Here is a 14458-nt window from a genome sequence, read left to right as displayed (position 1 = left end):
TTCCTCAGGCTCACGGGGGTTTCAACTGTTGATGAAGGTTTTAGGCGGCTGATGCAGGCTGATCTTCGCGTCATAGAGCAGGTTGATCAATTCGACGATCATGATCGCCGTCAGTCCCCAGATCTTGTATTCGCCATAGCGGTAACTCGGGACATACCAACTGCGCCCCTGATAATCGATGCGATGGGTGTGTTCGCGCGGGTCCTTGCGAAAGAACTCCAGCGGCACGCTGAACACTGCAGCGATCTCGGCATCGTTCGGTCGGTACTCGACAAAATCAGGAATCACCCCGACGTAAGGCGTGACCTTGATCCCATGCAAAGAGATCAGCGGACTCAGCGGGCCGATCACTTCCACCAGCCCCGGCGGCAGGCCGATTTCTTCTTCGGCTTCGCGCAGCGCGGTGAAGATCAGATCGGGGTCTTCGGGGTCGCGGCGTCCGCCCGGAAAAGCCACTTCACCGCCATGGGTCGAGAGCCCGCTGGCGCGCAGGGTGAGCACCAGTTCCGGTTCGTCACTGCGAGTAATCGGCAACAGGACGGCGGCCTCGGGGAAACGTTTGTCGGTCTCCAGCGTGCGCGGCGTGTGATTGCTTACCCGGTGCAGTAGCTCGTCCAGCATAAGTGTTCTCGATCTGTGCCTTACCCGGCATCATGCACCAATCATTGCGAGCGCCCAAGCCCCGAGCGGAGGGCATGTCGCTAAATGGCAACTTGCCGACTGCCACCGCTGCACGCCAAGATAGGCCGAGCATTCAGGAACCCCAGCATGAAATTTTGCAGCCAGTGCGGCAACCCGGTGACCCAGCGCATTCCCGAAGGCGATTCGCGGCTGCGCTTTGTCTGTGACAGCTGTCAGACCATTCACTATCAGAACCCCAACATCGTCGCCGGTTGCGTCGCCACTTGGGGCACAAAAGTATTGTTGTGCCGGCGCGCCATCGAGCCGCGCCTCGGTTACTGGACGCTGCCGGCCGGTTTCATGGAGAACGGTGAGACCATCGAACAGGCCGCCGTCCGCGAAACCGCCGAGGAAGCCTGCGCCCGGGTGCGCAATCTGAGCATTTACACGCTGATCGACGTGCCACACATAAGTCAGGTGCATGTGTTCTTCCGCGCCGAACTGGCAGATCCGGACTTTTCCGCCGGCCCGGAGAGCCTTGAAGTGCAACTGTTCGACGAAGCGGACATTCCCTGGGACGAGCTGGCTTTCCGCACGGTGGGTCGTACCTTAGAATGCTTCTTCGCGGATCGGCGTGCCGAGGAGTATCCGGTACGTTCGGAGTCGATCCCGCCGCTCGCGCAGCCAGCCATCACTTGATTTGATGTGGGCTAGGAGATCAAAAGATCGTCCGAACGCGGCCCGAGCCTGCGGCAGCTCCTACAAAAACATTTATCTGCGTCACTCTTGGGAATCGTTTCAATGCGCTGGTTGCTTGCCCTGTTCTGCCTGTCGTTCGTCAACGTCTCCCAAGCGTCATTCGTGACCACTGTGACGCCTTCGAATACCCCTTTCATCGAGAAAGTCCTGGTCCTCAAATCGGCGCATCAACTGCAGTTGATTACCGACGGCAAGCCGCTGAAGACCTATCGCATTTCCCTCGGCAAGGGTGCGAAAAAAGGTCCGAAACTGATTGAAGGCGATAAACGCACACCGGAAGGTTTCTATTGGATCGACTGGCGCAAGACCAGCGAAAAATTCAACCTGTCGATGCACATTTCTTACCCCAACATCAGCGACTCGGCCCGCGCCCGGCGTGAGGGAGTCGAGCCTGGCGGGATGATCATGATCCACGGCACACCGGATTCCGAAGAGAATCCCGAGGATCTGTTCCATACCCTCGACTGGACCGACGGCTGCATCGCCATGCGCAACGTCGACATGCGTGAAGTGTGGAATCTGGTGCCGGACGGCACGATGATCGAGATTCGCCCATAAATACCGACCACTGGTCACCCGCAAAAAAATAAATCAAAAGATCGCAGCCTTCGGCAGCTTCTACAGGGGTGATACCACTCTCAACTGTAGGAGCTGCCGAAGGCTGCGATCTTTTGCTTTTTCAAGCCCACCTCTAATACCACTTAAGACCAATCACTTTAAAACCCGCCACTTCATTGGGCTACAGGCAAATTCCCCACGTTGACATGGTATTCAAGTGGTATTAATTTCCGCCCCACAAGCGAGCCACAACAATCCAATACTCGCGACGGAAAAGCCCTCCATGAACGACTTCCACGCCCTACGCCCCGACGACTCTCAGCCGACGCCGCTGTACCTGCAACTGGCGCGCAATCTGGAAGCGGCGATCCATGCCGGTCAGTGGAAATCCGAACAGGCCATGCCGTCCGAGCGCAATCTCAGCGAGCAACTTGGTATCTCCCGAGTGACTGCACGCAAGGCACTGGAAGTCTTGCTCGATCAGGGCCTGATCCGTCGCCTGCAAGGTTCCGGTACCTTCATCACCCCACGTCTGGAGCAACCGCTGTCGCGCCTCTCGGGATTCAGCGAGATGCTGCGGCTCAAGGGCTTCGTGCCAAGTTCGCAGTGGCTGGAGCGCGAAATCACCCTGCCGACCCACGAAGAATTGATCCGCCTGAGCCTGTCGCCGAACGACAAAGTGGCGCGCATGAAACGCCTGCGCAAAGCCGACGACACCGTCATGGCCATCGAGATGAGTACCCTGCCCGCCTCGATCATGCCCAAGCCGCAAGTGGTCGGCGACTCCCTCTACGAATACCTCGACAGCATCGGCAAACCGATCGTGCGCGCCTTGCAGCACATTCAGGCGATCAACGCCTCGGACGAATTCGCAGCGCTGGTCGGCATCGCCCCCGGCACCGCCATGTTGCTGATGACCCGGGTCGGCTACCTCGAAGACAACACGCCCATCGAAGTCACCGACACCTATTGCCGCAACGATTACTACGACTTTGTTGCAGAGCTGCGCCGATAAGCGCTGCGCAGATAACAGCGAGAACCGATCATGTCCGAAGACAACATCCTCACCGCCCATGGCTGGGTTCGCGGCCGGCTGATTCACGCACACGGCAAAGTCGTGTCGATCGAAGGCGTGCCCTGCGATCCGGCGGATAACGACCTGCCGTATCTGCTGCCGGGCTTCATCGATCTGCACGTCCACGGCGGTGGCGGCAAAGACATCATGGAAGGCGCCAGCGCGTTCGAGACCATCACCAGGACCCACGTGCGTTTTGGCACCACTTCGCTGCTGGCCACCACCATGACCGCACCGAGCGCGGAGATTTCCAGCGTCCTGAAAGAGGTCGGCGAGTTCTGCGAACAACGCCCGAAAGGCAGTGCCCGCGTGCTCGGCGTGCACTTGGAAGGCCCCTACATCAACCCCGGCAAACTCGGGGCGCAACCGAATTTCGCGCACACCGCGCTGATGGCCGAAGTCGAAGAATATCTGGCGCTGGCGCCGATCCGGGTGATCACCATCGCCCCGGAAATTGCCGGGCATGACGCGTTGATTCGCGAACTGAGCAGCCGTGGCATCCGCATGCAGATCGGCCACACCCTCGGCAGTTACGAGGAGGGCGTTGCCGCGCTGGAAGCAGGCGCCACCAGCTTCACCCATTTGTACAACGCCATGAGCCCGCTGCATCACCGCGAGCCGGGAATTGTCGGCGCTGCGCTGGCGCACGCCAAGTTTGCCGAGCTGATTCCGGACTTGCTGCACGTGCACCCCGGCGCCATCCGCGTGGCCCTGCGCTCAATCCCGTGCCTGTATTGCGTGACCGATTCGACCGCCGCCGCCGGAATGCCCGATGGCGAGTACAAGCTCGGCAGCCACACCGTGACCAAATGCCTGGGCGGCGTACGCCTGCCGGACGGCACGCTGGCCGGTAGCACCCTGACCATGGATCAGGCACTGCGCAATCTGGTGAAGATCGGCTTGCCGATTGCCGAGGCTTCGCAACGTCTTTCGCAATTCCCCGCCGACTACCTCGGCATCACCGAACGCGGGCGCCTCGAACCGGGTGCCTGGGCCGACTGCGTGCGGCTGGATCGCTCACTCACACTGACCGCCGTCATGGTCGAAGGAGAAGACATTGACTTCAAAAATGCTTGAAGAGGCGCTGTCCTCGTTCGAGGCCGTGCAAGCCCAACTGCAACAGCTCGACCCGCAACTGATCGAGATCGCCGGACGCCTGCGCCGCCAGCCACCGCAAGTGGCAATGACCGTCGCCCGTGGCAGCTCCGACCATGCGGCGAGCTACTTCGCCTACCTGACCATGCAGCAACTCGGCGTGCCGGTCGCGTCGTTGCCGATGTCGGTGGTGACCATGCAGCAGGCGCCGCTGAAGGTCAGCGGTCAGGCAGTGTTTGCCTTTTCGCAGTCGGGGCAAAGCCCGGATCTGGTCAACAGTCTGCGCCTGCTGCGCAAGCGTGGCGCGCTGAGCATTGCCATGGTCAACGCCGACGCTTCGCCCCTGGAAGCCGCGTGTGAATTCAGCGTGCCGCTGCTCGCAGGTGTTGAAAGCAGCGTCGCCGCGACCAAGAGTTTTATCGCCACCCTCAGCGCCAGTGCCCGTTTGATCGCGCACTGGAAAGAGGACAGCGAACTGCTGGAGGCGCATAACGCACTGCCCGAAGGCCTGCGCGATGCGGCGCAACAGGACTGGAGCGTGGCGATTGAAGCGCTGCGTGATTGCGAACGCTTGATGGTGATCGGCCGTGGCGCTGGTTTTGCCATCGCCCAGGAAGCGGCGTTGAAGTTCAAGGAAACCTCGGCAATCCAGGCCGAAGCCTTTAGCAGCGCCGAAGTCCGCCACGGCCCGATGGCCCTGATCGACGAACACTACCCGCTGCTGGTGTTCGCGCCACGCGGTGCCGAACAGGCCGGTCTGCTCAGTCTGGCGGCCGAGATGCGCCAACGCGGCGCACGCGTGTTGCTCGCGGCACCGGATGACGTACTCGAACGCGACCTGACCCTGACTCGTGCCGAACACCCGGCCCTTGATCCGATTCTGGCAATCCAGAGCTTCTACGTGATGGCCGCAGGTCTCGCAGTAGCCCGTGGCATGGACCCGGATCAGCCACGGCACCTGAGCAAAGTCACGCGTACGCACTGACAACTGTTGATCGATGTATCCCTGTAGGAGCTGCCGAAGGCTGCGATCTTTTGACTTTGATGTACCCAAAAACAAGATCAAAAGATCGCAGCCTTCGGCAGCTCCTACAGGGGCCAGCGAATTTCCTGATGAGACCGAGCCATGCAAAACAACAACAATAAAGAGCTGACCCTCAGCGCCCCGCTCAGCGGCCCGGTGCTGACGCTGGGCAAAGTCCCGGACGCGGTGTTCGCCAGTGGCGCGATGGGCGACGGCATTGCCATCGACCCGCTGAATGACACGCTGCATGCACCCTGCGCCGGCGTGGTGATTCACGTCGCCCGCACCGGCCATGCGCTGACCGTACGCGCCGACAACGGCGCGGAAATCCTCCTGCATCTGGGCCTCGATACTGTCGAGTTGCAGGGCGAAGGTTTCACCGTACTGGTCAAGGAAGGCGCGCGGGTGAGCAATGGCCAGCCGTTGTTGCGCTATGACCTGGACAAGGTCGGTCAGCAGTGCAAAAGCCTGATCAGCTTGTTGATACTGACTAACGGCGAGCTTTTTCAGGCGCGGCCGATCACGTTGAAAGCGGTGAAAGTCGGCGAGCCGTTGCTGCACATCGTGTCGCGAGAAAACACATCAGTAAATGCCGAAGTATCGGATGGGCCAGAGGTGAAAGGACAAGTGCGCGTCGCCCATCGCGGCGGTCTGCATGCGCGTCCGGCGGCGCTGATCCGTCAGACCGCACAAGGTTTCAGCAGCCAGTCGCATCTGCACTTTGCCGGTAAGTCGGCGCCGTGCAACAGTCTGATCGGCTTGATGGGGCTGGCGATTGGTGAGCAGGACGAAGTGCAGGTCAGCTGTCAGGGGCCGGATGCCGAGGCGGCGTTGCAGGCGTTGCTCTCGGCACTGGCGACCGCCCTGCCCGACGATCATCACGCCGATGCTCCGGTCAGTGTCGCTACGAACAAACGTCCAGCCGAAGCGGGTGTGCTGCACGGCGTGTGCGCCGCGCCGGGATTGGTCGGCGGGCCGCTGTTTCGCTTGCACGCGATCAAACTTCCGAGCGATGCCGGTGGCAATGATCCGGTGCAACAAAAGCAAGCGCTCGACCTCGCACTGAAGCAAGTGCGCAGCGATATCGACGCAACCCTGAACCAGGCACAGAAACACAGAAACACCGACGAAGAAGCGATCTTCGCCGCGCATCTGGCACTGCTGGAAGACCCCGCACTGCTCGACGCCGCATTCCAGTCCATCGAACAGGGCAGCGCCGCGACTCACGCCTGGAGCCAATCCATCGACGTGCAATGCGAGGTGCTGCTGAACACCGGCAGCGCACTGCTGGCAGAACGCGCCAACGACCTGCGCGACCTCAAGCAACGCGTGCTACGCGCCCTGCTCGGCGAAGCCTGGCATTACGAAGTCCCGGCCGGCGCCATCGTCGCCGCGCACGAACTGACCCCGTCGGATTTGCTGCAACTCAGCGCGCAAGGCGTCGCCGGGTTGTGCATGGCCGAGGGCGGCGCAACCTCGCATGTGGCGATCCTCGCTCGCGGCAAAGGCCTGCCGTGCATGGTCGCTCTGGGTTCGTCGCTGCTCGATCAGGCACAAGGCCAATCGGTGGTACTCGACGCCGATGGCGGACGCCTCGAATTGGCCCCAAGTGCCGAGCGTCTTGCCGAAGTCCAGCAAGCGCAAATCGACCGGCAACAACGCCGCGCCGCACAACAGACTCAAGCACATCTGCCAGCAGAAACGCGCAACGGCGTGCACATCGAAGTCGTGGCGAATGTCGCCTCCAGCCATGAAGCAGCGGACGCCTTCGCCAATGGCGCCGATGGCGTCGGCCTGCTGCGCACCGAGTTTCTGTTTGTCGACCGCCAGACCGCGCCCGACGAAAACGAGCAACGCGCCGCTTATCAAGCCGTGCTCGATGCGATGGGCGACAAGTCAGTGATCATCCGCACCATCGACGTCGGCGGCGACAAACAACTCGACTACCTGCCGCTGCCGGTCGAAGCCAACCCGGTGCTCGGCCTGCGTGGCATTCGTCTGGCTCAGGCGCGTCCGGAAATCCTCGATCAGCAACTGCGCGCGCTGCTGCAAGTCAGCCCGCTGCAGCGTTGCCGGATCCTGTTGCCGATGGTCACTGAAGTCGACGAACTGCTGCACATCCGCCAGCGCGTCGATCAGTTGTGCGTTGAACTGGGCATCAGCCAACACCCGGAAATCGGCGTGATGATCGAAGTTCCGGCCGCCGCGTTGCAGGCCGAGCAACTGGCCGAATACGCAGACTTTCTGTCGATCGGCACCAACGATTTGTCGCAATACACCCTGGCGATGGATCGCGACCACGCCGGTTTGGCCGCGCGGGTCGATGCGTTGCACCCGGCGTTGCTGCGCCTGATCGCCATGACCTGCGCAGGCGCGGCGGTGCACAAGCGCTGGGTTGGCGTTTGTGGCGCATTGGCCTCGGATCCGCTGGCAACGCCGGTGCTGATCGGCCTCGGCGTCAGCGAATTGTCGGTGAGCCCGGTGCAGATCGGCGAGATCAAGGATCGCGTGCGTCAGTTGCACCAAGCCGAATGCCAACGCCTCAGCCACGACTTGCTCAAGCTGAGCAGCGCCGCTGCGGTGCGGCACGCCTGTCATCAACATTGGCCTCTGCGCTAACAAAAACAACAAGGACATACGCCATGTACCAACTCTTCATCGAAGGCCTGCAACGCCTCGGCCGCGCGCTGATGCTGCCGATTGCGATCCTGCCCATCGCCGGCCTGCTGTTGCGCCTGGGCGACACTGACCTGCTGAATATCGCGATCATCCACGACGCCGGCCAAGTGATCTTCGCCAACCTGGCGATGATCTTCGCCATCGGCATCGCCGTCGGTTTCGCCAAGGACAACAACGGCACGGCGGGCCTGGCCGGGGTGATCGGATATCTGGTGATGATCTCGACCCTGAAGGTGCTCGACGCGAGCATCAACATGGGCATGCTCGCCGGCATCGTCAGCGGCCTGATGGCCGGCGCGCTGTACAACCGCTTCAAGGACATCAAGTTGCCGGAGTACCTCGCGTTCTTCGGTGGTCGACGTTTTGTGCCTATTGTCACCGGGTTCGCCGCGGTCGGCCTGGGCGTAGTATTCGGCTATATCTGGCCGCCGATCCAGCACGCCATCAACAGCTTCGGCACCCTGATGATGGAAAGCGGCAGCATTGGCGCGTTCGTATTCGGCGTGTTCAACCGCCTGCTGATCGTCACCGGCCTGCACCACATCCTCAACAACATGGCGTGGTTCGTCTTCGGCAACTTCACCGATCCAACCACCGGCGCTTTGGTGACGGGCGATCTGTCGCGCTACTTCGCCGGCGACCCGAAGGGCGGCCAGTTCATGACCGGCATGTTCCCGATGATGATCTTCGGCCTGCCTGCCGCCTGCCTGGCGATGTACCGCAACGCCCTGCCGGAACGGCGCAAAGTGATGGGCGGGATCTTCCTGTCGATGGCGTTGACCTCGTTCTTGACCGGGGTGACCGAGCCAATCGAATTCGCCTTCATGTTCCTCGCACCGCTGCTGTATCTGCTGCATGCGCTGCTGACCGGGTTGTCGATGGCCATCACCAACGCACTGAACATCCATTTGGGCTTCACCTTTTCCGGTGGCTTCATCGACATGGTGCTGGGTTGGGGTCGCTCGACCAATGGTTGGCTGGTGATTCCGGTCGGGCTGGCTTACGCCGTCATCTACTACGTGGTGTTTGATTTCTGCATTCGTCGTTTCAATCTGAAAACGCCGGGGCGTGAGGATGTGGCGACTGCGGAGAAAGTCGTGTTCGCTGAAAACGAACGTGCCGGGGCTTACATCAAGGCACTGGGTGGCGCAGAGAACCTGATGACTGTGGGTGCGTGCACCACGCGGCTGCGGCTAGAAATGGTCGATCGCAACAAGGCTTCGGATGTGGAGTTGAAAGCGCTGGGCGCGATGGCGGTGGTGCGCCCAGGCAAGGGCGGGAGTTTGCAGGTGGTGGTCGGGCCGCTGGCGGACAGCATTGCTGATGAGATTCGCCTGGCGATGCCGGCGCTGGGACGTACGGTGGTGGCTGCGCCGGTTGCTGCTGTCGTTAATACTCCTTCGAAGCCTGCCGCCGTGGCAGCGACAGAAGCACAGCAATGGCTGAATGCGCTGGGTGGCGGCGGGAATGTGCTGCAACTGAATTGCATAGCCATGAGCCGGATTCGCTTGCAGCTGGCGGATGGCAAAGGGTTGTCTGAGGCTCGGTTGAAAGAGCTGGGTTGTCAGGGTGTCAGCCAGTTGGAAGGTGGGGTCTGGCATTTGTTGGTGGGTGACAAGGCTGAAAGTTTGAGCGGAGCGCTTGAAGCGCTGGTCAACCGCAGCGCAGTCAGCGCCAAAGCCTGAATCAAAGAACTCATCTCTTTAGGAGCTGACGAAGGCTGCGATCTTTTGATCATGTTTTTATGGATCAAGATCAAAAGATCGCAGCCTTCGGCAGCTCCTACAGAGGGAATGATTCCTTCAGAAAAAATTGGTCGGCTGTCAGGCCGCCATCGCTGGCAAGCCAGCTCCCACAGTTGGATGTGGGTGTCCCTGCCCCGCGGCGCAGCCGCCCCACTCAACAGGATGAGCGTTAGCTCGGCAGCAGCTCTTGATCTAAAACGCCCCGTCGGCCGGCTGAGTGGAGGGATTCATCCGGGGGTGGGCGCGTAGCGCCGTTTGGCGAAGCCAAACACATCGAGAGGAGGTGCAGCGTAGCAAACCGGAGGCGATGCCCCCGGATGAAACCCGGAGCGAAGGAACCCCGAGCCCTGGCGAGCGGGCCAAACGTTGGGGAAAAGCCTTTTGGGTTACCTTTTCGGCGTTTGGAAAAGGTGACTCGCTGTAAGAGCGAAACCGCCAGCCGCAGCCCCCGAAAAAACGGATATTCACTCAATCAACCAGAACATGGTCGCCTGTCACGGCGCTATCGCTGGCAAGCCAGCTCCCACAGTTAAATGCGTTGACCTTAGAAATCGAGGGCAACAAAAAACCCGCTGACATAACTCTCAGCGGGTTTCTTGTACTAAGCGGCTATTAGAAATCTTCCAGCCGCCACACTTCATAAGCCGGCGTCTCATACGGATGACTAAGCCTCAACGCAGCCACAACAGCCACAATCAACTCATCCGCCACAACAAGCTCAACCTTCCACTCTTCAACCACTTCAACCTGACCCACTTCCCCGATAAACGGCTGACTCCCGTCCAACGCACGAAATTGGCCTTGCCCCAGCACCTGCCAGGCACAGCTGTCGTAGTCCCCGATGCGCCCGCCGCCGGCAGCGAAGACGGCGGTTTTCACCGTCTCCACATGGCTGTCAGGCACAAAGAAGGCAAGCTTGTACACGAGCCTTAGTTCACCCACACACGAGCATTACGGAACATACGCATCCACGGTGCGTCTTCGTTCCAGTCTTCCGAACGCCACGAGTTCTGCACTGCGCGGAACACACGCTCCGGGTGCGGCATCATGATCGTCACGCGGCCGTCGCGGCTGGTCAGGCCGGTGATCCCGCGCGGCGAGCCGTTCGGGTTAGCCGGGTACTTTTCGGTGACCTTGCCGTGGTTGTCGACGAAACGCATCGCTACGCAACCGGACAGATCGGCTTCCAGCAGTGCTTCTTCGCTGGAGAACTCGGCATGCCCTTCACCGTGTGCGATAGCGATCGGCATACGCGAACCGGCCATGCCTTGCAGGAAGATCGAGTTCGATTCCTGAACCTGAACCATCGCCACGCGCGCTTCGAACTGCTCGGAGCGGTTGCGCACGAAGTGCGGCCAGAACTCGCTGCCGGGGATCAGCTCGTGCAGGTTGGACATCATCTGGCAACCGTTGCACACGCCGAGGGTGAAGCTGTCGTTACGCTCGAAGAAACCCTGGAAAGCGTCACGGGCACGGCTGTTGAACAGTGCCGACTTGGCCCAGCCTTCACCGGCACCGAGTACGTCGCCGTAGGAGAAACCGCCGCACGCCACCAGACCTTTAAACTCGTTCAGGTCGACACGGCCAGCGAGAATGTCGCTCATGTGCACGTCGATCGCGTTGAAACCGGCGCGGTCGAACGCTGCGGCCATTTCCACCTGACCGTTGACGCCCTGCTCACGCAGCACGGCAACCTGTGGGCGGATGCCTTTCTTGATGTAAGGCGCGGCGATGTCCTGGTTGACGTCGAAGCTGAGTTTGACGCTCAGGCCCGGGTTGTCTTCTTCCAGCAGCACGTCGAACTCTTGCTCGGCGCACTCGACGTTGTCACGCAGACGCTGGATCTGGTAGCTGGTTTCAGCCCAGGTGCGTTGCAGCAGACGACGCTGACCTTCGAATACGGTGTCGCCATTGAAGGTAATGTTGATCTGGCCGTTGTTCATTGGCTGACCGATCACCGATACGCAGTCGCCGAGACCTGCCGCGCTGAACTGCGCGAGGATATCCGGCGTCGCGTCCTGACGAACCTGAATCACGGCACCGAGTTCTTCGTTGAACAGGATCGCGGCGATGTCGGCAGACGTTTCGGCCAGACCGTCGAGGTTCAGGCTCAGACCGCAGTGGCCGGCGAAGGCCATTTCCACGGTGCTGGTCAACAGACCACCATCGGAACGGTCGTGGTAAGCCAGCAGATGACCGTCGGCGTTCAGGCCCTGGATCACGGCGAAGAACGCTTTGAGGTCTTCGGCATCATCGACATCCGGCGCTTGCGAACCGAGCTTGCCGTGCACCTGAGCGAGGATCGAAGCGCCCATGCGATTCTGGCCGCGACCGAGGTCGATCAGGATCAGGTCCGTGGTGCCCTTGTCCATGCGCAGTTCCGGGGTCAGGGTCTGACGGATGTCAGCCACTGGCGCGAAACCGGTCACGATCAGCGACATCGGCGAAGTCACGGTCTTGTCGACGCCTTCGTCGTTCCAGCGTGTGGCCATGGACATCGAGTCCTTGCCCACCGGAATGGTGATGCCCAGCTCCGGGCACAGCTCCATGCCGACCGCTTTGACGGTGTCGTACAGACGCGCGTCTTCACCCGGGTGACCGGCGGCGGACATCCAGTTCGCCGACAATTTGATGTCGGAGATCTTGTTGATGCGCGACGCGGCAATGTTGGTCAGGGTTTCGCCGATGGCCATGCGGCCCGACGCCGGAGCGTTGAGCAGCGCCAGCGGAGTGCGCTCGCCCATGGCCATGGCTTCACCGGTGTAAACGTCGAAACTGGTGGCGGTCACGGCAACGTCGGCCACCGGAACTTGCCACGGGCCGACCATTTGGTCACGGGCCACGAGGCCGGTGATGGTGCGGTCGCCGATGGTGATCAGGAAGCTTTTGCTGGCCACGGCCGGGTGATGCAGAACGCGCTCGATGCACTCGCCGATGTCGAGGGTGCTCGGGTCGAAATCATCGCCCAACTCAGCTTCGCGAACCACCGAACGGTGCATGCGCGGCGCCTTGCCCAGCAATACTTCCAGCGGCATGTCCACCGGGTCGTTGCCGAAGTGGCTGTCGGTGACAGTCAGTTGCGGCTCGGCAGTCGCTTCACCGACCACGGCGAACGGGCAACGCTCACGTTCGCAGATCGCCTGGAAGCGCTCGAAGTCTTCTGGGCCGACGGCCAGAACATAACGTTCCTGGGATTCGTTGCTCCAGATTTCGTGCGGGGCCATGCCCGGCTCGTCGTTTGGAATGTTGCGCAGTTCGAAACGGCCACCGCGGTCGCCGTCGTTGACGAGTTCCGGGAAGGCGTTGGACAGACCGCCCGCCCCCACGTCGTGGATGAAGCTGATCGGGTTCTTGTCGCCCAGTTGCCAGCAACGGTCGATGACTTCCTGGCAGCGACGCTCCATCTCAGGGTTTTCACGCTGGACGGAAGCGAAGTCCAGATCCGCCGAGCTGGTGCCGGTGGCCATGGACGAGGCAGCGCCGCCGCCCAGACCGATCAGCATCGCCGGGCCGCCAAGAACGATCAGCTTGGAGCCGACAACGATCTCGCCCTTCTTGACGTGTTCTTCACGGATGTTGCCCATGCCGCCGGCCAACATGATCGGCTTGTGGTAACCGCGAACTTCGTCACCGTGCGGGGTGCTGATCGACTGTTCGAAGGTACGGAAGTAGCCGGTCAGGGCCGGACGCCCGAATTCGTTGTTGAACGCAGCGCCGCCGAGCGGGCCTTCGATCATGATGTCCAGCGCGGTAACGATGCGCTCAGGCTTGCCGTACGGCACTTCCCACGGCTGTTCGAAGCCCGGGATTTGCAGGTTGGATACTGTGAAACCGGTCAGGCCAGCCTTCGGCTTGGCGCCGCGACCGGTTGCACCTTCGTCACGAATCTCGCCGCCGGAACCGGTGGCTGCGCCCGGGAACGGGGCAATCGCGGTCGGGTGGTTGTGGGTTTCAACCTTCATCAGGATGTGCACCGGCTCCTGCACCGCGCCGTACTGGCGGGTCTCAGGATTCGGGAAGAAACGGCCGGCAACGTTGCCGACGATCACCGAAGCGTTGTCCTTATAAGCCGACAGAACGCCTTCGCTGTGCATCACGTAGGTGTTCTTGATCATGCCGAACAGGCTTTTTTCCTGGCTCTGACCGTCGATATCCCAACTGGCGTTGAAGATCTTGTGGCGGCAGTGCTCGGAGTTGGCCTGGGCGAACATCATCAGTTCGATGTCGTGCGGGTTGCGCTTGAGACCGGTGAAGGCATTGATCAGATAGTCGATCTCGTCTTCAGCCAAAGCCAGACCCAGTTCGGTGTTGGCTTTCTCCAGCGCGGCGCGACCGCCGCCGAGGATGTCGATCGCGGTCAGCGGCTTCGGCTCGGCGTGGCTGAACAGACCGGCAGCCTGCTCGAGGTTGCCGAGGACGATTTGCGTCATGCGGTCATGCAATACATCGGCAATCTGCTGGGCTTCGGCGTCGCTGAACTGACCTGCAACGTAGAACGCGATACCGCGCTCCAGACGCTGGATCTTGCTCAGGCCGCAGTTGCGAGCGATGTCGCTGGCCTTGCTCGACCACGGCGAGATGGTGCCGAAACGCGGCAACACCAGGAACAGGCGGCCGGTCGGCTCTTGAACCGGAACACTTGGACCGTACTTCAGAAGGCGCGCAAGCACCTGCTGTTCGTCGCCGGTCAGGACGCCGGTGACTTCGGCGAAGTGGGCGAATTCAGCATACAAGCCGCTGACAGCCGAAACCTTCTGGCTCAGTTGCTCAAGGAGTTTGCTGTGGCGAAAGGCAGAAAGGGCAGGAGCGCCGCGCAGGATCAACATCTTCGGGACAGCCTCGGGAAGGGGTGTGCTTTGAGGCCGTGCATTCTAGCCTAAACCGCCCTCAACATCACCCGAA

10 protein-coding genes are annotated in these 14458 nt (G+C 61.2%); 7 read left to right on the top strand and 3 right to left on the bottom strand.

The window, feature by feature from the left end:
- Positions 1-21 precede the first annotated feature (21 nt).
- Entirely contained in the window at positions 22-621 is a 600-nt protein-coding gene (locus ACOI8A_RS10245; protein ID WP_420647768.1) for a CoA pyrophosphatase, read from the bottom strand.
- A gap of 147 nt (positions 622-768) precedes the next feature.
- Between ACOI8A_RS10245 and ACOI8A_RS10240 the strand changes: the two genes are divergently transcribed.
- The 7 genes from ACOI8A_RS10240 (at position 769) to nagE (ending at position 9496) form a co-directional block, all read left to right on the top strand.
- On the top strand, positions 769-1320 hold the full coding sequence (locus tag ACOI8A_RS10240) for an NUDIX hydrolase (protein WP_420647767.1): 552 nt from the start codon (positions 769-771) through the stop codon (positions 1318-1320).
- A gap of 102 nt (positions 1321-1422) precedes the next feature.
- Positions 1423-1938: a L,D-transpeptidase family protein gene (locus ACOI8A_RS10235; RefSeq protein ID WP_420647766.1), complete on the top strand. Its 516-nt coding sequence runs from the start codon at positions 1423-1425 to the stop codon at positions 1936-1938.
- A 283-nt stretch (positions 1939-2221) separates the two neighbouring features.
- A complete protein-coding gene (locus tag ACOI8A_RS10230; protein ID WP_420647765.1) occupies positions 2222-2953 on the top strand; it encodes a GntR family transcriptional regulator in 732 nt (243 codons plus the stop codon).
- A 30-nt stretch (positions 2954-2983) separates the two neighbouring features.
- Positions 2984-4090, top strand: a complete 1107-nt coding sequence (gene nagA / locus ACOI8A_RS10225) for an N-acetylglucosamine-6-phosphate deacetylase (RefSeq protein WP_420647764.1) — start codon at positions 2984-2986, stop codon at positions 4088-4090.
- Positions 4071-5093 carry an SIS domain-containing protein gene (locus tag ACOI8A_RS10220; protein ID WP_420647763.1) on the top strand — a complete coding sequence of 341 codons (1023 nt, stop codon included), beginning with the start codon at positions 4071-4073 and terminating at the stop codon, positions 5091-5093. Before nagA ends, ACOI8A_RS10220 begins: the two co-directional genes overlap by 20 nt.
- A 141-nt stretch (positions 5094-5234) precedes the next feature.
- Positions 5235-7751, top strand: coding sequence for a phosphoenolpyruvate--protein phosphotransferase (gene ptsP / locus ACOI8A_RS10215; protein ID WP_420647762.1), 2517 nt, complete (start codon positions 5235-5237; stop codon positions 7749-7751).
- 23 nt (positions 7752-7774) lie between these two features.
- On the top strand, positions 7775-9496 hold the full coding sequence (nagE, locus tag ACOI8A_RS10210; RefSeq protein WP_420647761.1) for an N-acetylglucosamine-specific PTS transporter subunit IIBC: 1722 nt from the start codon (positions 7775-7777) through the stop codon (positions 9494-9496).
- Between the two features lie 672 nt (positions 9497-10168).
- Here nagE and ACOI8A_RS10205 read toward each other — a convergent pair.
- The gene (locus tag ACOI8A_RS10205) at positions 10169-10480 is read right to left on the bottom strand and encodes an NGG1p interacting factor NIF3 (protein WP_420647760.1); all 312 of its coding nucleotides are present in this window, start codon (positions 10478-10480) and stop codon (positions 10169-10171) included.
- A 5-nt stretch (positions 10481-10485) separates the two neighbouring features.
- Positions 10486-14382, bottom strand: coding sequence for a phosphoribosylformylglycinamidine synthase (purL, locus tag ACOI8A_RS10200; protein WP_420647759.1), 3897 nt, complete (start codon positions 14380-14382; stop codon positions 10486-10488).
- Positions 14383-14458 lie beyond the last annotated feature (76 nt).

Origin of the sequence: Pseudomonas sp. P4795 (assembly GCF_048822895.1) — a bacterium.
Taxonomy (GTDB): Bacteria; Pseudomonadota; Gammaproteobacteria; order Pseudomonadales; family Pseudomonadaceae; genus Aquipseudomonas.
This window is presented reverse-complemented; position numbering and strand designations above follow the sequence as displayed.